Raw genomic sequence first — 18,616 nt, forward strand, 5'->3', positions numbered from 1 at the left:
GGGGCCGTGCGGGCGGGGTGGATGATGGCGTGGTACCGACCCGAAGGAGCCCGACCATGACCGAATCCCTGCCCGCGGACGTCCAGCGCGAGATCGCCCTGGCCCTCGGAGTGGTGCCCGTCACCGACCCCGCGAAGGAGGCCGAGCGCCGGATCGCCTTCCTCGCCGACCAGCTGCGGGCCTCGGGCGCCCGCACCCTGGTGCTGGGGATCAGCGGCGGCGTGGACTCCACCACCACCGGGCGGCTCTGCCAGCTCGCCGTCGAGCGGCTGCGCGCCGAGGGGCACCAGGTGGCCTTCACGGCCATGCGGCTGCCGTACGGCGTCCAGGCGGACGAGGCGGACGCCCAGCGGGCCCTCGACTTCATCCGGGCCGACGAGGTGCTGACGGTCGACGTCAAGCCCGCGACCGACGCCGCCTTCGACGCCCTGCTGACGGCGGGCGTCACCTTCCGCGACCACGCCCACGAGGACTTCGTGCGCGGCAACGTCAAGGCCCGCCAGCGGATGGTCGTCCAGTACGCGGCCGCGGGGGCGAGCGGCGGCCTGGTGGTCGGCACCGACCACGCGGCCGAGGCGGCCGTCGGCTTCTTCACCAAGTTCGGCGACGGCGCGGCCGACGTGATGCCGCTCTCCGGCCTGACGAAGCGTCAGGTCCGCGCGGTGGCGGCCCACTTGGGCGCGCCCGAGGAGCTGGTCGGCAAGGTCCCCACCGCGGACCTGGAGGACCTCGCCCCCGGCAAGGCCGACGAGGACGCCCTCGGCGTCGAGTACGGCGACCTGGACGACTTCCTGGAGGGCCGCCCGGTCAGCGAGCAGGTCTTCGACACCGTCCTCGGCCACTACCGCCGCACCGGGCACAAGCGCGCCCTGCCGATCACCCCGGGCCAGGCGTGACCGACCCGGACGGGCGCGCGGGCCGCGCGGCCGGGGCGGTCCTCGGCGCGGCCGTGGGCGACGCCCTCGGCGCGCCGTACGAGTTCGGCCCGGCCGGCGCCCTGAGCGCCCGCTTCCCGCTCGGCGGCGCGGAGCTGGTCGCGGGCGGCGGCTGGGAGCTGGGTGAGGCCACCGACGACACCCAGATGGCTGTCCTGGTCGCCGAATCCCTCCTTGAACGGGGTGAGTTGGACCTCCCCGACATCTTCGACCGGTTCCGCCGCTGGGCCGCCGCCGAGCCCAAGGACATCGGCATCCAGACCGAGTCCGTCCTCACCAGCGGCTACGCCTGGGACCTCGCGGCCGCCGTCCACTTCAACACCACCCTGCGCGCCGCGGGCAACGGTTCGCTGATGCGGGCGGCCACCTCCGCCGTCGCCTTCGCCGGTGCCGGGCGGGAGGCCACCATGGCGGCCGCCCGGCGGATCGCCGCGCTCACCCACGGCGACCGGGCCGCCTGGGAGGGCACCGCGGTCTTCCACGAGCTGGTCCGGCTCGCCCTCGACGGCACCGACCCGCTCGCCGAACTCCCCACCGTGCTGGCCGCCGTGGACCCGGACGACCGTGAGCGCTACGCCACCGTCCTGGCCCCGGACTGGCACCCCGACCGGGCCACCGAGCCCAACGGCGCGGTCTGGCCCTGCCTCGGCTCGGCCGTCTGGGCCCTGCGCACCACCGACGGCTTCGAGGCGGCCGTCCACGCCGCCGTCGACCTCGGCGGCGACACCGACACCGTCGCGGCCGTCACCGGCGGCCTGGCCGGGGCCCGCTACGGGCTCGCGGCCATCCCGGCCCGCTGGACCGAGCCGCTGCACGTGCCCCTGCCGGGCTCCGGCGGCCGGGTGCTGCGGGCGCCCGACCTGATCGCGATGGCGGCGCGGCTGGCGGCCTGAGCCTCGGGGCGCGGGGCGGCTGCGATGGCCGGCCGGGATGGCGAACAGTGCTTCCCCGGCCCCCCTTGATCGTTCCGGCGGACGGCTCGCTACCGTACGTCGTGGAACGGTTCGACGTCGAAGGGGGAGACGGCATGGCTGACATGACGGTGCGTCCGGTGGCCCGTGTGGTGGGTGGCCGGGAGGACGTGCGGGACGACGGGTGGGGCGGTGTCGCGGCGGTGATCCGGCTGGACGCCGGGCAGTTCACCGAGGAGGCGCTGTACGGGCTGGCGGACTTCTCGCACCTGGAGGTGGTCTACCGCTTCGACCGGGTCCCGGAGGGAAAGGTCGAGACCGGCGCCCGGCACCCGCGCGGCAACACCGACTGGCCGTTGGTGGGGATCTTCGCCCAGCGCGGGAAGAACCGGCCCAACCGGCTCGGGGTCTCGCGCTGCGAGCTGGTCCGGGTGGACGGATTGGACCTGCACGTCACCGGCCTGGACGCGGTGGCGGGCACGCCGGTGCTCGACATCAAGCCGTACCTGGCCGAGTTCGGCCCGCGCGGTGAGCTCCGGCAGCCCGCGTGGTCGACCGAGCTGATGCGCGCCTACTACGACGGCGAGGTCTGAGCGGTGACGGAGCAGCGGTTCGCGGTGGTGTCCGGCGGCGGGACGGGGATCGGGCGGGCGATCGCCGCCCGGCTGGCCGGGGACGGGTGCCGGGTGGTGGTCCTGGGGCGCCGGGCGGCCGTGCTGGAGGAGGCCCGGGCGGAGATCGAGCGCACCGCCGGGCCGGGGGCGGTGGTGCCGCTGGCGGGTGACCTGGCGGATCCGGAGGCGGTCGAGCGGGTGGCCGCCCGGATCGCCGAACTCGGTCCGGTGGACGTGCTGGTGAACAACGCGGGCGCGATCATCACTCCGCCCGAGGACGACGGCCTGGCCGCGCTGGCCGCCTCCTGGCGGCGGGACCTGGACACCAATCTGCTGACCGCCGTGCTGCTGACCACCGCGCTCCAGGGGGTGCTGCGCCGGCCCGGCGGCCGCCTGGTGGTGATCAGTTCGGCGGCCGCCCAGCGCGGTGGCGCGGGCCCGCACTCGGCGGGCTCGTACGCGGCCGCGAAGGCGGCGCTGCACGGCTGGGCGTTCGGCCTGGCCCGGCAGTTGGGGCCGGACGGGATCACGGTGAACGTGCTGGCCCCGGGCTACGTGGCGGACACCGAGATCTTCGGCGCGGACCGGAACGAGGAGTTCCACGCCCGGAAGGTCGCCGACACCCTGGTCGGCCGGGCCGGCACGCCCGAGGACGTGGCCGAGGCGGTGGCCTACATCGCCTCGCCGGCGGCCGGCTACCTCACCGGGCAGGTGATCGGGCTGAACGGGGGCGCGGTGCTGGGCCGATGAGCGGCTCCGCCGGGCAGACGAGCCGTTCATCGGACGTCTACCACCGCTGCCTACGGTGAGTCCCCGTACGAACCGGGACCGACCACAGGAGTTTCCGCTGTCCAGGATCATCACCACCGCCCTGCCCGCGCACGGGCACGTCAGCCCGCTGCTGGCCATCTCCGCCGACCTCGCCGCGCGCGGCCACGAGGTGGTCTTCCTGGGCGGCTCGCGCTTCGCGGAGGCGGCCGGGCGGGCCGGGGTGCGCTTCGCCGCGCTGCCCGTCGAGGCCGACTGGGACGACCGCGACCTCGACGGCTCCTTCCCGGGCCGGGCGGAGCTGGCGCCCGGCCCGGAGCGGATCGCCTTCGACGTGCGGCACGTCTTCCTCGACCCGGTGCCCCACCAGTACCGGGCGCTGCTCGCGCTGTTGGCGGAGTTCCCGGCCGACGCCGTCGTCGCGGACGCCTTCGTCCAGGGCGTGCTGCCGCTGGCGCTCTCCCGTCCGAGGGCGCAGCGTCCGGCGCTGATCGGGGTCGGGATCACCCCGGCGATGCTGCCGAGCGCGGACACCGCGCCGTTCGGGCTGGCGCTGCCGCCGCTGCTGGGGGAGGAGGGCCGGATCCGCAACCGCTCCCTGCGGGAGGAGGTGGACCGGCGCGGCGAGCCCTTGCAGCGGTACGCGGAGAAGGTGTTCGCGGAGGCGGGCGTCCAACTGCCGGAGGGGCCGCGCGGGCTGGCCCAGGTGACGGTGCCGGACGCGTACCTCCAGCTGACCGTGCCGGGCTTCGAGTACCCGCGCTCCGACGCGCCCGCCTCGTACCGGCTGATCGGCGCGCTGCCGGGCAACGTCGGCGAGGAGCAGCCGCTGCCCGGGTGGTGGGCGGAGCTGACGGGTGAGCGGCCCGTCGTGGTGGTGACCCAGGGGACGCTGGCCAACGACGACCTGGGCGAGCTGGTCGCCCCGACGGTCCGCGCGCTGGCGGACCGGGACGTGCTGGTGGTGGCCGCCACCGTCCGCCCGGACGGGCCGGCGGAGCTGACCGAACTGCTGGGCGGCCGACTGCCGGAGAACGTCCGGGCCGCCGGGTACGTGCCGTTCGACCGGCTGCTGCCGCACACCGACGTGCTGGTGAGCAACGGCGGTTATGGTGGGGTGCAGACCGCGCTGCGGTACGGGGTGCCGGTGGTGGTGGCCGGGGCGAGCGAGGACAAGCCGGAGGTCGCGGCCCGGGTGCAGTGGGCCGGCGTGGGGCTGGACCTGCGCACCGGCCGCCCGGCCCCGGAGGCGGTCGGCCGGGCGGTGGAGCAGGTGCTCGCCGAGGGCCGGTTCCGCGAACGGGCCCGCGCGCTGGGCGCGGAGTTCGCGGAGTACCGGCCGTTCGACACCATCGCCGAGCTGGTCGACTCGCTCTGAACCGGTCGGCTCGCGCCGGGCTGGTCTGCTCGCGCCGGGTCGGTCGGCTCGCGCCGGGCCGGCCGGGCCGGTCAGTCCCCGTCGGCGTCCGGCTCCGTGGTGGGTGTGGCGGCGGCCCCGCCCTTGCTGATGCCGAGCTTGGCCTCGGCCGTCGTCCAGTCGGTGGCGATCGCCTGCTGGGCGGCGGTCAGGGTGACCTGGCCCTTGCAGATCGCGGTGTGCAGGTGGGTCTCCACCGAGTCCTTGGGGTTGTTCGGGCCCTTGCCCGGGACGTGGCCGGGGGAGGGCGGCTGGACCCACAGGTTGCGCGGGTCGTTGGGGTCGCCGCCGAGCTGGAGGCTGATCAGGTGGTCGTACTCGGCGTCGCCCATCGGGCCGGTGTAGCCGTAGGACTTGGCGTTCTCGGTCTTCTCCTTGCCGGTGACGTTCACCGGCGGGCGGATGGTCGAGGTGTAGCCGCCCGGCTTGCAGATGGTGTCGTTGATGGTGCCCTGGTTGACCGCGGGGCTGATGGCGCCCGGGGTGCAGTTCGGGTCGGGCAGCGGCTGCTTGTCCGCCGTGTAGCGGTAGTGGCAGCTGCCCGCCGCGGGCTGCGGCTGGGCGTCGTAGGAGCTCTTCGGCCCGGGGCCGGTCACGATCGCGGCCGGGACGGGCTGGGCGGCGTCCCCGGCGGCCGCCGGGGCGGAGCCGTGGGCGCTGCTGCTGTGGGCGGAGGCCTTGCCGCCGGAGCCGTCCTTGGCGGTGTGGCCGCCGCCGGACGAGCAGCCTGCGGCGGCGGCGAGCAGGACGGCCGCGGCTATGGCGAGGGCGCCTCGGGCGGGTGCCGGCACGGAGTTCCTCCAGGTCGTTGCGGTGGCACGGACGGCCGGCCGACGAAGGTGCCGGGGGCCGCGCCAGCGGACACTACCGTGTGGAGGGGGCCGAAGGGGTGACGCCACGTCCGGCGCGGGAGGACGGCGGCGGGCGCGCGGAATCGTTTTCGCACTCCTGACGCGTCGACGGCCGTGCCACCGCCCGGTGCCGTCCCCCTCCGCCGGGACGGCACCCGACGACGGCACCCGGGGCCGGCGGGACCGTCAGACCGACCGCAGCGCCGTGATCCAGTCGCTGATCACGTCCTCCAGCACGCCCAGCGGCAGGCTGCCGTGCCCGATCACCTCGTGGTGGAACTCCCGTACGTCGAAGAGCCCGCCGAGCTCGGCCCGGGCCCGCTCGCGGTGCCGGACGATCTCCCGACGCCCGATCAGGTACGCGGTGGCCTGGCCCGGCCAGGCGATGTAGCGGTCGATCTCGTTGCGGACGTTGGCCTCCGGGGTGGCCGTGTTGTCCCGCAGGTAGGCCATCGCCCGCTCCCGGGACCAGCCGTAGTGGTGCAGTCCGGTGTCCACCACCAGGCGCACCGCGCGCAGCGCGTCCATCGACAGCATGCCGAAGCGGGACAGTTCCGAGCCGTACAGGCCCATCTCGTCGGCCAGCCGCTCGGTGTACAGGCCCCAGCCCTCGACGTGCGCGGTCAGCTGGCCGTTCGGCCGCTGCCGGAACTCCGGCAGGTGGTGCAGGGTGCGGGCGAGCGCGAGCTGCAGGTGGTGGCCGGGCACGCTCTCGTGGAAGGCGATCGCCTCGTACTCGTAGCTGAACCGGCTCCCCGGGTTCAGCGTGTTGATCCAGTGGGTGCCGGGCAGTCCGCCCGGGCCCGGCGGCTGGTAGTAGGCCAGCGGCGCGGTCTCCGCCTCCAGCGGGTCGATCTCCCGGGTCACGCAGTCGGCGATCGGGTACGGGCGGAACCAGTCGGTCGAGGCGCGCCGGGCCCGGTCGAGGGCGCCGTCCACCAGGGCGACGATCTCGGCCGCGCTGGTGAAGCGCAGCGAGCGGTCCTCGCGCAGCGCGGTCAGCACCTCGTCGGTGCCGCTGATGCCGAGCACCCGGGCGCCCAGCTCGCCGAACTCCTCGCGCAGCGCCGCCACCGTCTCCAGGCCGATCCGGTGCACCTCCTCCGGGCCCAGCCCCGGCCGGGTGAAGCGGCCGACGGCGTCCGCGTAGCCCTCGTCGCCGCCGGGCACGTAGCAGACCCCGGCCTCGGCGTCCGGGCGGGCGGCCGGTGCCAGCCGCTGGGCGAGCCCGGCCCGGTAGCGGGCCACGGCCGGGCGCACGCCCTCGCGGACGATGGCCCGGGCCCGCTCGAACTCCCGGCGGTCCCGGAGCGGGCGCAGCAGCTGGTCGGCGGTCGGGTCGGCGGCCAGGTAGCCGTCCAGCTGGGTGATGGCGGCGTCCACGCCGCTGCGCAGCGGGTGGCGGCCCTCGGCGGCGGCGTCCAGGCTGCGGCGCAGGACGGCGTCGAAGTAGCCGGGCAGGCCGGCCAGCCGCTCCAGGTAGGCGTCGGTGCCCTCGTGGTCGACGGCGGTCATGGCGAGCGAGGTGAAGACCGTGTTGTGCGGGGCGACGATGGTCGCGGAGACGCTGACCTCGGCGAGTCCGTGGGTGATCCGGCCGTCGTTGTCGTCGATCAGCCGGGCGAGCACCCGGTGGGTGGTGCGGTCCTCGCCGGTCAGTCCGTCCAGTGGGACGGCGGCCAGCCGGGCGGCCAGGCCGCGGAGCACCTCGCGGTGGCGCAGGGCGGCCGCGCGGGACGGGTCGGGCACCTCGTGGGCGTAGCCCTCGGTGCCGGAGAGGGTGGCCTCGAAGGGGTCGTGGTCGTTCTCGGCGGCGAAGAACTCGTCCGCGAGGGCGGCCAGTTCGGTGTGGTGGGCGGGGACGGCTCGGTGGGAGGTGTCGTTCGGCTGCTCGGTCATGGGTCGCTCCCGGGTCCGGTGGGGGCAGTGCGACACGGGTTCCCTGAGGGCCCGATCGGGCCGATTATTCGGAGTCGGCCACGGCGCGGTCAATACGCACCGGGGGGAGAGCAGTTCGGGGCACCGGGCGGGCACCGGGCAGTGGGCACAGGGCGCCGGCCACCGGGCGCCGGGCAGCGGGCAGCGGGCATGACGGTGCCGGCGTCCGTCCTCCCTGGACGAACGCCGGCACCGGTGGAGCGAGGGGGTCCGGTGGCCGGCCCCCGGAGGGGCTCAGCTGCCCTGGGCCTCCTTGGCGGCCTTCTCGGCGGCCTCCTTCTCGTGCTTCGCCTTGATCCGGGCGGTCTCCTTGCGGACGTCCACCTGGTTGGCGCGCTCGTGCTGGAGCCACAGCGGGTTCTCGGCCTTGAGGGCGTCGACCTCGGCGGTGGTCAGCGCCTCGGTCACGCCGCCGCGGGCCAGGCCCGCGATGGAGATGCCGAGCTTGCCGGCGATCACCGGGCGCGGGTGCGGGCCGTTCTTGCGCAGCTCCTGGAGCCACTGCGGCGGCTCGGCCTGCAGCGCGCTGAGCTCCTCGCGGGAGACCACGCCCTCCTGGAAGTCGGTCGGCGCGGCCGCGAGGTAGATCCCCAGCTTCTTGGCCGCCGTGGCCGGCTTCATGGTCTGGCTGGTCTTCTGCTTGAGCGATGTCATGGAACAAGGGTAAGGGAGTGCGCGGGCGCTTCCGGTCACGGTCGGTAGCCTTGCCCTGTGACAGACATGCAGGTGAACCAGCCCTTCCGGCTCGCGTACGTCCCGGGCGTGACCCCCGGCAAATGGGCCCGGGTGTGGATCGAACGGCTTCCGGACGTCCGGCTCGACCTCGTCGCGGTGCCCTCCACCGACGGTGAGCGGATCCTGCGCGAGGGCGCGGTGGACGCCGGACTGGTCCGGCTGCCGGTCGACAAGGACGTGCTGAGCGCGATCCCGCTGTACACGGAGACCACAGTGGTGGTCTTCCCCAAGGACCACTGGCTGGCCGCCGCGGAGGAGGTCGCCCTCGACGAGCTCGCCGACGAGGTGGTCTTCCACCCGCTGGACGACACCCTCGGCTTCACGGCCGGGACCCTGCCCGGGCGCCCGGCGATCGCCCGCCCGGACACCACGGCGGACGCGGTCGAGCTGGTGGCGGCCAACGTCGGCGTGCTGCTGGTGCCCCAGTCGCTGGCCCGGCTGCACCACCGGCGGGACCTCACCTACCGGACGGTGCCGGAGGCGCCGCAGTCGCAGGTCGCGCTGTCCTGGCCGCAGGAGCGGACCACGGACCTGGTGGAGGAGTTCATCGGGATCGTCCGGGGGCGCACCGTCAACAGCTCGCGCGGCCGCGGGGCCGGACAGCCGGCCGACGCCCCGGCGGAGAGCCGGCCGAAGAAGGCGGCGGCGCCGCGGAAGCCGCAGCAGCAGAAGGCCGGCGGCCAGAAGGCGGGTGCGCAGAAGGCGGGCGGCCAGCGGACCGGCGCGCAGAAGGGCCGGGGCGGCCCGGCCGCGGCCCGGCGCGGTAAGCCGAAGCGGCGCTCCTGACCGCCGCGCGGGAGTAGCGTCGGCCCCGTTCCGGACGGCCGTTCCGGAGCGTCCTGGTGGGAGGAGCGGGGCCGTGTGGCATGACCTGGTGGTCGTCCAGATTCCGATCGTGGAGAAGGTCCTCCGGACGATCGCCGTCTACGTGCTGATCCTGGTGCTGTTCCGGCTGGCCGGGAAGCGCGGGCTGGCGGGGCTGAACACCTTCGACATGGTGGTCGTGTTCCTGCTCTCCAACGTGGTGCAGAACGCGATCATCGGCAACGACAACAGCCTGCTGGGCGGCGCGATCGGCGCCGTCACCCTGATCGCGGTGAACGCCGGGGTCACCCGCTGGCTGGCCCGCGATCCGCGGGCCGCGCGGATCCTGGAGGGGGCGCCCACCACGGTGGTCCGCGACGGCGCGCTGGTGCCCGGCGCGCTGCGCGAACTGGCGCTGCGCCCGTCCGAGCTGGAGCACGCGATCCGGGTGCAGAACGGCGACGACGTGGGCGACGTGGCGCGGGCCCGGCTGGAGCCGGACGGGCAGCTGCTGGTCACCCTCCGGGAGGCCGAGCGGAGCGCGACCAAGGGCGACGTCGACGAGCTGCGGGAGCGGCTGGCGGCGATCGAGCGGCTGCTGACCACGCTCGCCGAGGAGCGCCGCCCGCCGCGCTGACCAGCTGCCTGCTGCCTGCCGCCTTCGGGCTGCAGGCTGCCGGCCGACGGACCCGGGCCGCCCCCGGCCCCGCCCAGGGGCGGTCAGCCGCCGGTGCGGGCGGCGGCCGGGGCGGTGGCGCGGCGTCGGCCGCGGGCGGTGGCGGCGGCCAGGGCGAAGCCGAGCGCGGCGGCGAGGAGGTGGCCGACGGTGGTGAACTCGGGCAGCGGGCCCGGCCACTCCTCGTCGCCGGTGAGCGGCCAGGCGAGCACGAAGGCGGCCCAGGGCAGTCGGGCCCAGCGGGGCAGGGCGAGGGTGGCGAAGGCGAGGGCGCCCTGGGCGCCGTAGCTGATGCCGTAGTCGGAGGCCGCCCGGACGCTCTCCGGGTACCAGCCCTGGTGCAGGGCGAACAGGATCACCAGGGCGGTGATCAGGGTCGCCCCGACGTGCCCGGCGAGGAAGACGGCGGCGGCGCGGGGCGTGCCGAAGCGGCGTTCGGCCCAGGCCAGGCCGACGACGATGCCGAGGCCCAGGGTGATCAGGGTGCCGCCGAAGCCGGTGGAGGTGATGTCGGTGAGCGTGCCGTCGTACAGCAGGGCGCTGCCGGCCAGGGCACGGACGGGGTGGTCGTGCAGGTTGTCCAGGTTGGTGCTGATGTAGGCCCGGAGGTCGTCGGCCTGCTCCTCGGTCAGCCCGTACTCGACCCAGGCGTGCCCGAGGAGCAGCAGCCCGACGTAGACGAAGGTCAGCGGTGAGCGTCGCGGGTACGTGCGGACGGCGCGCAGCAGCGTGCTGAGGAGCCCCAACGGGGGTCGAGCGTTCATGTTCTGATGGTGTCCCGGTCGAGCGGCTGGTCCCGGCCGGCCCGGATGCGGCCGGCCTCCTCGGGACAGTACCGAACCGCGCTGCCGGATGCTCGCGGGGCCCTCAGCGGATCCGGCGGGCGAGCGTGGCGGTGAACGGGCGGGGGGAGAGCGAGGCGCTGCGCTGGGGGCGGACGGGCCTGCCGGGGGTGGGGGTGACGCTCCAGTGGGCGGCGATGCCGGCCAGCGCGAGGGCGGCCTCGGTGCTGCCGAAGGCCTCGCCGATGCAGCGGCGGGCGCCGAGGCCGAAGGGGGTGTAGATGCCGGGGGCCGGGCGGGCGGTGGTGAGCCAGCGGTCGGGGTCGAAGCGGTCGGGGCAGGGGAAGAGGTCGGCCCGGCGGTGCAGCAGGTACGGGCTGTACAGGACGGTGGCGCCGGCCGGGAGGGGGTGGCCGCCGAGCTCGGTGGCGGTGGTGGTGGTGCGGCTGAGGATCCAGGCCGGCGGGTGGAGCCGCAGGGTCTCGCTGACGATCCGGGCGGTGAGCGGCAGGGCGGGCAGGTCCTGGTGGCGGGCGGGGCGGCCGTCGAGGACGGTGTCGAGCTCGGTGTGCAGGCGCTCGCGGACGGCCGGGTTGGCGGCGAGCAGGGTCCAGGCCCAGGAGAGGGTGGCGGCGGTGGTCTCCATGCCGGCCAGCAGGAAGGTGACCACCTGGTCGTGGACCTCGTCGTCGGACAGGCCCCGCCCGTCCTCGTCGCGGGCGCCGAGCAGCATCGAGAGCAGGTCGTGGTGGTCGGTACCGGCGGTGCGGTAGTCGGCGATCAGGCGGTCGGTGATCTCCCGGAGGTCCCGCCGGGCGCGGGCGAAGCGGCGGTTGCCGGGGGTGGGGACGCGGTCGGCGCCGGGCAGCGGCAGCACCATCCGCCGGGCGACCCCGCGGGCGACCTGGTCCATGGCGGCGTGGACGGGCAGCGAGCCGGCCCGTTCGTGGGCGGCGAACAGGCAGCGGGCGGTGACGGCGGTGGAGAGGCGGTACATCGCGGCGGGCACGTCGACCACGTCGCCGTCGCGCCAGCCGCCGGTGGTGGCGGCGATCTCCTCGGCCATCAGGGCGGCGTAGCCGGGCAGCCGGTCGCGGTGGAACGCGGGCTGGAGCATCCGGCGCTGGCGCCGGTGGTCGGCGGCGGGGCAGGTGGCGAGGCCGTTGCCGAAGGCCTCGCGGGCCTTCTCGACGACGATGCCGCCCTTGTCGTAGGTGCGGTCCTCGGTGAGCAGGCGGCGCACCAGGTCGGGGTGGCAGACGACGTACGCGGTGAGCGGGCCGAGCCGGATCCGGACGAGGTCGCCGTGGGCGGCCAGGCCGGCCACGAAGTCGGGCGGGTTGCGGAGCAGGGCGGGGGCGTGGCCGAGCAGGGGGAGCGCGCCGGGGGCGGTGGCCGAGGTGTAGCGGGCGGTGGAGTGGTACTGGGTGGGCACGGGCGTCACCTAGGGGAGGGCGGGTCGGTCGGGCGTCGGTGATCTTTCCCGGCGGCCGCCGGTGAAACGGTCCGCGAACGGCGGGTGGGGTGAACGCGGGGGCGCAGGCCGAACGCCCGTGCGCCGGGGTGGCCTTGACACCCCGGCGCCGAGCCCGGACCGGAGCCCGGTGCGGAGCCTGGTGCGGCCCGGTCGACGCTCGGGGCGGGGCGGGAGCGCCGGAGGCCCGGACGGCGGTTCCGGGGGCGGGCGCAGGGGGTTTCCGCGCGCGGTGCCGCGCGCCTACACTGCGAGCTCCGCACTATTACCGGCTGGTACTACCGGCCGGTACCGCCAGTCAGTTCGGTACTACCGGTTGGGAGTTGGGATGGCCGACGAGCGGGCCCACGCGTTCACCGACGACGCCCTCGGCGCACACGACGCCGTGGCACTGGCCGCCCTGGTCCGGGCCGGTGCGGCCCACCCCCGGGAGCTGGTCGCGGCCGCCGTCGCCCGCGCCGGGCGGATCGACGCCGCGCTGCTGCCCGTCGCCCACGCCGCCCACGACCGGCCCCGGATCAGCCGGGCGGGCATCGACGGCCCGCTCTGGGGCGTACCGACCTACCTCAAGGACAACGTCGACCTGCGCGGCCTGCCGACCGGCATGGGCAGCGAGGCCTTCCGCGCCCGCCCGGCCCGCCGCAACGCGCCCTTCGCCGACCAGCTGCTGTCCACCGGCCTGGCCGTGCTCGGCAAGACCCGGCTGCCCGAGTTCGGCCTGAACGCCTCCACCGAGTTCGCCACCGCCCAGCCGGTGCGCAACCCCTGGAAGACCTCCCACTCGCCCGGCGCCTCCTCCGGCGGCGCGGCCGCGCTGGTCGCCGCCGGAGTGGTGCCGATCGCCCACGCCAACGACGGCGGCGGCTCGATCCGCATCCCGGCGGCCTGCTGCGGCCTGGTCGGCCTCAAGCCCACCCGCGGCCGGCTGGTCACCAACGCCCAGGGCGGCAAACTGCCGATCGACCTGGTCACCGACGGGGTGCTGACCCGTACGGTGCGCGACACCGCCGCCTTCTTCGCCGCCGCCGAACGCCACCACCGCAACCCCCGGGTGCCCCCGCTCGGCCTGGTCGAGGGCCCCGGCGGGCGCCGGCTGCGGATCGGGCTGGTGGTCGACTCGCCCACCGCCAAGACCGACGAGGCGACCCGCCGGGTGGTCGAGGAGACCGCCGCCCGACTGGAGGCGATGGGGCACCGGGTGGTGCCCACCACCCTGCCCTTCGGCGAGGAGTTCTCCCGGGACTTCCTGGCGTACTGGGGCTACATCGCCTGGGTGATCGCGCTCACCGGCCGGGTGCTGCTCGACCCGAGCTTCCGGGCCGGGAAGCTGGACGGGCTCACCACCGGGCTGCGCAACGGCTTCCGGGCGGAGTTCCGGCGCACCCCGGGCGTGCTGCGCCGACTGCGCCGGGCCGAGGCCGTGTACGCGGGGATCTTCCGCGAGCACGACGCGATCCTCTCCCCGGTGCTCGCCCACACCGCCCCGCCGATCGGCCACCTCAGCCCCAACGTGGCCTTCGACGAGCTGGTCGACCGGCTGCTGCGCTACGTCGCCTTCACCCCGGTCAACAACGTGACCGGCGGCCCGGGCATCGCGCTGCCCGCCGGCGCGGCGCCGGGCGGCCTGCCGATCGGGGTGCACCTGTCGGCCGCGCACGGGCAGGAGCGGCTGCTGCTGGAGCTGGCCTACGAGCTGGAGGCGGACCGGCCCTGGCGGCGGATCCAGGACTGACCGGCGCGGGCCCCGGCCCGCCGCGCCGCGGCGGGCCGGTCAGGAGGCCGCGACCGCCCGGGCCGCGTGCACCTCGTGGTGCAGCCGGGCCAGCGCGCAGTCCGGCGCCGGCGCGTCCGGGTCGCCCGGGGGCAGCGGCGCGCCGGTGCGCAGCGCCTCGGCGAGGTCGGTCAGCTCCCGGGCGACGGCGCCCACCTCGGCCGGGGTCGGCACCGGGGCCCCGTGCTCGACCCGCACCCGGGTGGCGGTGGTGGTGTCCACGATCCGCTCCACCGCGATCACCAGCGGCCACCAGGCCTCCGCCCGGGCGCCGACCGGCGGCGGCTCGGTGAGCGCCCGCTGGAACTCGCTGCGCACCGCGGAGAGGTCCCGGTAGAGCCGGCGCCGGTAGCGGGCCCGGGCCGGCTCGTCGTGGCCCGGCGCGGTGGTGAAGGCCAGCGAGACGTACGAGGCGGTGTCCTGGACGGCGTCGGCCAGCCGGTCGCCGATCCGGGTGTGCCAGGACTCCGGCCAGAGCAGGTAGCCGGCCAGCAGGGCGATGCCGCAGCCGATCAGCGAGTCGTAGAGCCGGGGCAGCGCCAGGTGGAAGCCCTGGTGGTTGAGCAGGTCGGAGAGCATCAGGATGACCGGGGTGATCGCGGCGGTCTGGAACGCGTACCCCTTCGCGGACAGCACCGGGATCAGCGTGGCGAGGGCCGCCATCACCGGGACGTCCCACCAGCCGTGCGGCACCTCGGCGAGCACCGGCACGGCGACCAGCAGCCCGGCGGCCGTCCCGAGCGCGCGCAGCACCGCGCGGGAGAACACCGAGCCGAAGTCCGGTTTCAGCACGAAGGTCACCGTCAGCGAGACCCAGTACGAACGCGGCACGGCGATCACCGACACCAGCACCTGGGCGAGCCCGATGCACAGGGCCAGCCGCAGTCCGTACCGCCAGGACGCGCCGGAGAGCAGCAGTGCCCGGGCGGTCCGGCGGGCCCGTACCCGCAGCCCGGCGGGCCGGCCGAGCCGGTCGTCGGCGGCGTACGGGTCGGGTTCGGCCTCGTGCACGACGGTGGCGGCGTGCCCGATGGCCTGGGCCAGCGCCCGGGTGGACGGGCCGCGCGGCTCGGGCAGTTCGGGCAGTCCGAGGACTCCGGGCGGCCCGGGCGGCGGGGACGGGCCGCCGGGGCCCCGCTCGACGGCGGCGGCCAGCGCGCGCACCGCCGCCGGGTAGGCGGGCGGCAGCGGGCCCTCGGCGGGCGGGCGAAGCTGGGCCGCGGACGCGCCCTCGACCACCGGGATCAGCGCGTTGAGCTGGGCGAGCAGGCGCACCAGGGTGGGCGAGCGGCCGTGCCGGCGGGCGCGGCGGGCCAGCAGCAGGTCGTAGGAGTGGTCGAGCGACCGGGTGAGCTCCCGGCGCCGGTCCTCGTAGTCGGGTGAGCCGGCCGCCTCCAGCAGTCCGGCGACCGCCCGGTAGGTGTCGGCCACCGTCGCGCGCTCGGGCGTGCCGCCGCGGAAGGGCCAGGCGAGCAGGGTCAGCGCGAGCACCAGCAGGCCGCCGAGCAGCAGCAGGGCGGGCGGCAGCCACCACGGGGAGGGCAGCGGCAGGCCGGCCCCGACCACGGCGTTCAGCAGCAGGAGCAGGCCGGAGACGGAGGCGACCGCGCCGATCGAGGAGATCATGCCGGACACCAGCGCGACCACCGTCAGCACCACCACGGCCGTCCAGCCGGTGCCGAACACCTGGGTGCCGACCAGCACCCCGAGGGCACCGAACAGCTGCGGCACGGCGATGTTGAACACCCGCATCCGGTAGGCGTCGGCGGTGTCCCCGATCACCCCGGACAGCGCGCCCATCGACACCAGTGCGCCGTAGCCGGTCCGGCCGGTGGCGGTGCCGACGGCGAGCGGGGCGGCGAGCGCCACCGAGGCGCGGGCCGCCGCGGCCCAGGGGACCGGCGCGTCCCGGGGCCGCAGGCTCGCGGTCAGCCAGCCGGGCGGGGCCGGCCGGGGCCGTGCCGGTCGGGGCCGTGTCCGTCGGGGAGGTGCCGGCCGGGTGCGTGCCACAGACCCAACGTACGTGCGCAACGGATGTGGGGCGCGTGGGGTTCACCTCCGCGCGATTATGTCAATTCTCGAAACATACCCGGCCTTATGTCAGTCTCCGAAACATAAAGCGAACCTCCAGAACCGCCGTGAACTGCGCTGATTCCCAATCGGTAACCTGCGGGAAAGGGTTGACACCATTAGTTGGTCTAGTCCAACGTATGGGGAAGCGCGGTCCGGCGCAGGCTGATGTGGGGTGAGTGCCCTTGCCGGACGGGTGAGTTGGCCCCCTGACGTGGCGTTGCGTGCCGCTCGGGGGCCGAGGCGAGAAGGAGCGCATGCGGACGGGGAACCGGCCCGCGCACCGAATTCCCCTTCCGGCCGACGACCGGCCACCGGCTCGCCGCGCCCGCACCGGGCGCCCGGGAACGCGCTGCATCGACCACGAACCACGGAGTGACCGCCCATGCCGAGCCCTGACGAACACCCCGAGGAATATCTGTACCGGGCCGCCTCCGCGCGCCCCTACTTCAGTGCCGACACCGAGAGCTACCTCGCCTCCGACGCCCTGCGCGAACTGCGCAAGAAGCACCCGCTGCGGGTGCTCTCCGAGGAGGACTTCGCGCACTGGCAGACCTATGGCCACGTCGTGGTCCGGCAGGCGATCCCGGCCGAGGCCGCGCAGCGACTGCTCGACTTCGCCTGGGAGTTCCAGGGCCTGTCGCCCGACCGCCCCGAGGACTGGTACCGCGAGCGCGACCACCGCGACGAACTCGACCGGCACCTGCACATCTACGGCTTCGTCGAGGCCTACCACCACCAACTCATCTGGGACAGCCGCCAGTCGCAGCGCGTCTACGACGCCTTCGTGGACGTCTGGGACTGCGAGGAGCTCTGGGTCACCCTCGACCGGCTCAACCTCAACCCGCCGAACGTCCGCAACCGCGACCGCGCCCTGATCGAACCCACCGACAAGGGCTTCGACATCGAACTGCACTGGGACGTCGACACCACCCGCGCCATGCTGCCCCAGCGCGTCCAGGGCATCATCGCGCTCAACGACACCGCCCCCGACCACGGCGGCTTCCAGTGCGACCCGGAACTGTTCCGCCGCCACAACGAGTGGCAGGCCGCCCAGCCCGCCGACCGCGACCCGATCCGCCCCGACATCGACCGTGCCGAGTTCCCGGTCGTCCGGCCCGAGTTGAAGGCCGGCGACCTGCTGATCTGGAACGGCCTGCTCGCCCACGGCGTCGCCCCCAACACCTCCGCGAACGGCGTGCGCTCGGTGCAGTACCTGTCCATGATGCCCGCCCTGGAGGAGGCCGAGCCGCTGCGCCGCTCCCGGGTCGAGTCCTGGCGCACCCTCGCCACCCCGGACTGGAACCGCACCCTGGTCGGGGACGCCGAGCGGCCCGAGGCCCTGCGCTACGGACCGGCCGAACTCACCGAACTGGGAGAGAAGTTGCTCGGTCTGCGGTCCTGGACCGGCCGGAACTTCGAGGACTCCGCTGCCGAGCAGCCCACGGGGGAGCGGGAATGCACGCCGTCTGCCTGACCCTGCCCACCAACCGCGCCTGCGCGGACACCATCACCACCGTCGGCGCCGAAGCCGCCCACGCCGCCCGGACCTTCGGCGTCCGGGTGCACCTCCTGGTGCTCGACTCCGCCGAACCGGCGGACCGCGCCCGGCACGCCGCCGCCGTCGCCGCACTGCCGCCCACCGAAGGCGTGGTCACCCACCACCTCGACGAGGACGCCCAACGCGCCTTCCTGCGCGAGGTGATCGAGCGCACCGCCCACCCAGACCCGGACCGGCTGCTCGACCTGATGCTGCCCGACGCCGTCTCCTACGGCGCCTGCACCAACCGGGCCTTCCTGCTGGCCGCCGCCCTCGGCTGCGCCTCCGTGCACCGCCGCGACTCCGACAGCCGCTACCAGTGGCACGACGGCGCCCCCGTCTTCCCGATCGACCACGAACTCGCCACCATCGGCCTCAAGGCCGCCGACGCGGCCGCCGCCGTCACCGAGCACACCCTCGACCCGGCCGACGCCGACAAGCCCGTCGCCCTGGTCGGCGCCTCCTTCATCGGCGAACTCTCCGTCGACCTCGGCGAGATCCGCGCCCTCGACCCGGACGTCTACCACGACCTGGTCGCGCTCTGGGCGCCCACTGGAGCCACCGAGCAGGAGCGGCGCGAACTCGTCGCCGACTCCTTCACCGGCGCCGGAACCGACCCGTTCACCGTCGACCGCGCCGTGCTCGGCCGGCCCGACATCTGGCGGATCGACATGTGCAACATCGCCCTCGACCACGAGGTCTACGAACGCGTCCCGCTGCCGCCCGCCACCGACACCATCGGCAGCGACTACTTCCTGCACCACCTGGTGCACGACGCCACCCTGCCCGGGGTGACCCACAACCGGCACATCGTCAACTACTACACCCCGGAACGACGCACCGACTCCGGCTTCACCGCCTACCAGGAGCGCTACGCCAAGTTCCTGCTCTCCATGCTCTACCTCCACCCCGTCTACTCCGAGATGGAACGGGCCGGCGACACCCTGCTGGACGAGCACCACCACGTCCGCCCCGGGGTGATCGCCGACTCCGCCCGCCGCAGCGCCACGACCGACCGCGCCGAGAACCACCGGCGGCTCGCCGAGCTCGACCGCTGCTACCGGCAACTCGGCGGAAGGTACGCCGAGTTCGCCGACCACCTGGCGCCCCGACGGGCGCAGCTGCTCGACCGGGCGCAGGCCGACATCGAGGACTTCGCCCTGCTGATCGACGCGTGGGGCCCGCTCGTGCGGGCCGGTAAAACCACGCCCACCGACCGGCTGCCGCGCTAGCCGCACCGGGAGTTCACACGTGATATCTCAGACCACCGAACCGCGCCCTGCCTCCGAACCGCACCGCTCCGCCGAGCCCCGGCGCTCCGCCGAGCCGC

General features: G+C 75.2%; 16 protein-coding genes. 10 read left to right on the forward strand and 6 right to left on the reverse strand.

Features of this window, described 5'->3' with window-relative positions; genetic code table 11:
- Nucleotides 1-56 precede the first annotated feature (56 nt).
- The 5 genes from nadE (at nucleotide 57) to ACFV8H_RS01875 (ending at nucleotide 4,606) form a co-directional block, all read left to right on the forward strand.
- The gene (nadE, locus tag ACFV8H_RS01855) at nucleotides 57-896 is read left to right on the forward strand and encodes an ammonia-dependent NAD(+) synthetase (RefSeq protein ID WP_380396086.1); all 840 of its coding nucleotides are present in this window, start codon (nucleotides 57-59) and stop codon (nucleotides 894-896) included.
- Nucleotides 893-1,828 (forward strand): ADP-ribosylglycohydrolase family protein, encoded by a 936-nt coding sequence (locus ACFV8H_RS01860; RefSeq protein ID WP_380396087.1) that lies wholly within the window; start codon nucleotides 893-895, stop codon nucleotides 1,826-1,828. Before nadE ends, ACFV8H_RS01860 begins: the two co-directional genes overlap by 4 nt.
- Nucleotides 1,829-1,971: 143 nt before the next feature.
- Nucleotides 1,972-2,439: an SAM-dependent methyltransferase gene (locus ACFV8H_RS01865; protein ID WP_380396161.1), complete on the forward strand. Its 468-nt coding sequence runs from the start codon at nucleotides 1,972-1,974 to the stop codon at nucleotides 2,437-2,439.
- A 3-nt stretch (nucleotides 2,440-2,442) separates the two neighbouring features.
- On the forward strand, nucleotides 2,443-3,210 hold the full coding sequence (locus ACFV8H_RS01870) for an SDR family NAD(P)-dependent oxidoreductase (protein ID WP_380396088.1): 768 nt from the start codon (nucleotides 2,443-2,445) through the stop codon (nucleotides 3,208-3,210).
- Nucleotides 3,211-3,265: 55 nt separating this feature from the next.
- On the forward strand, nucleotides 3,266-4,606 hold the full coding sequence (locus ACFV8H_RS01875; protein WP_380396089.1) for a glycosyltransferase: 1,341 nt from the start codon (nucleotides 3,266-3,268) through the stop codon (nucleotides 4,604-4,606).
- 71 nt (nucleotides 4,607-4,677) lie between these two features.
- Here ACFV8H_RS01875 and ACFV8H_RS01880 read toward each other — a convergent pair whose 3' ends face one another.
- The 3 genes from ACFV8H_RS01880 to ACFV8H_RS01890 all read right to left on the reverse strand — a co-directional run bounded on the left by ACFV8H_RS01880 (nucleotide 4,678) and on the right by ACFV8H_RS01890 (nucleotide 8,088).
- Nucleotides 4,678-5,436 (reverse strand): hypothetical protein, encoded by a 759-nt coding sequence (locus ACFV8H_RS01880; protein ID WP_380396090.1) that lies wholly within the window; start codon nucleotides 5,434-5,436, stop codon nucleotides 4,678-4,680.
- Between the two features lie 246 nt (nucleotides 5,437-5,682).
- Nucleotides 5,683-7,395, reverse strand: a complete 1,713-nt coding sequence (locus ACFV8H_RS01885) for a DUF885 domain-containing protein (protein WP_380396091.1) — start codon at nucleotides 7,393-7,395, stop codon at nucleotides 5,683-5,685.
- 273 nt (nucleotides 7,396-7,668) lie between these two features.
- Nucleotides 7,669-8,088 carry a DUF5997 family protein gene (locus ACFV8H_RS01890; RefSeq protein ID WP_375886123.1) on the reverse strand — a complete coding sequence of 140 codons (420 nt, stop codon included), beginning with the start codon at nucleotides 8,086-8,088 and terminating at the stop codon, nucleotides 7,669-7,671.
- Nucleotides 8,089-8,145: 57 nt separating this feature from the next.
- Here ACFV8H_RS01890 and ACFV8H_RS01895 point away from each other — a divergent pair, with 57 nt between their 5' ends.
- Nucleotides 8,146-8,955 carry a LysR substrate-binding domain-containing protein gene (locus ACFV8H_RS01895; RefSeq protein ID WP_380396092.1) on the forward strand — a complete coding sequence of 270 codons (810 nt, stop codon included), beginning with the start codon at nucleotides 8,146-8,148 and terminating at the stop codon, nucleotides 8,953-8,955.
- A 73-nt stretch (nucleotides 8,956-9,028) separates the two neighbouring features.
- Nucleotides 9,029-9,610, forward strand: coding sequence for a DUF421 domain-containing protein (locus tag ACFV8H_RS01900; protein ID WP_380396093.1), 582 nt, complete (start codon nucleotides 9,029-9,031; stop codon nucleotides 9,608-9,610).
- An 83-nt stretch (nucleotides 9,611-9,693) separates the two neighbouring features.
- On the opposite strand, the gene ACFV8H_RS01905 is transcribed toward ACFV8H_RS01900, so the two are convergent.
- Together ACFV8H_RS01905 and ACFV8H_RS01910 are read right to left on the reverse strand one after the other, a co-directional pair.
- Entirely contained in the window at nucleotides 9,694-10,413 is a 720-nt protein-coding gene (locus ACFV8H_RS01905; protein WP_380396094.1) for a rhomboid-like protein, read from the reverse strand.
- A gap of 103 nt (nucleotides 10,414-10,516) precedes the next feature.
- A complete protein-coding gene (locus ACFV8H_RS01910) occupies nucleotides 10,517-11,866 on the reverse strand; it encodes a cytochrome P450 (protein WP_380396095.1) in 1,350 nt (449 codons plus the stop codon).
- 367 nt (nucleotides 11,867-12,233) lie between these two features.
- On the opposite strand from ACFV8H_RS01910, the gene ACFV8H_RS01915 reads away from it, so the two are divergent.
- Nucleotides 12,234-13,637 carry an amidase gene (locus ACFV8H_RS01915; protein WP_380396096.1) on the forward strand — a complete coding sequence of 468 codons (1,404 nt, stop codon included), beginning with the start codon at nucleotides 12,234-12,236 and terminating at the stop codon, nucleotides 13,635-13,637.
- 39 nt (nucleotides 13,638-13,676) lie between these two features.
- Here the strand turns inward: ACFV8H_RS01915 and ACFV8H_RS01920 are convergent, their stop codons facing one another.
- Nucleotides 13,677-15,608: an FUSC family protein gene (locus tag ACFV8H_RS01920; RefSeq protein WP_380396162.1), complete on the reverse strand. Its 1,932-nt coding sequence runs from the start codon at nucleotides 15,606-15,608 to the stop codon at nucleotides 13,677-13,679.
- 523 nt (nucleotides 15,609-16,131) lie between these two features.
- On the opposite strand from ACFV8H_RS01920, the gene ACFV8H_RS01925 reads away from it, so the two are divergent.
- Nucleotides 16,132-17,223: a phytanoyl-CoA dioxygenase family protein gene (locus tag ACFV8H_RS01925; RefSeq protein WP_380396097.1), complete on the forward strand. Its 1,092-nt coding sequence runs from the start codon at nucleotides 16,132-16,134 to the stop codon at nucleotides 17,221-17,223.
- Nucleotides 17,205-18,518: a DUF6271 family protein gene (locus ACFV8H_RS01930; RefSeq protein WP_380396098.1), complete on the forward strand. Its 1,314-nt coding sequence runs from the start codon at nucleotides 17,205-17,207 to the stop codon at nucleotides 18,516-18,518. Before ACFV8H_RS01925 ends, ACFV8H_RS01930 begins: the two co-directional genes overlap by 19 nt.
- Nucleotides 18,519-18,616: the final 98 nt, after the last annotated feature.

Source organism: Kitasatospora sp. NPDC059827 (assembly GCF_042731675.1).
Taxonomy (GTDB): Bacteria; Actinomycetota; Actinomycetes; order Streptomycetales; family Streptomycetaceae; genus Kitasatospora.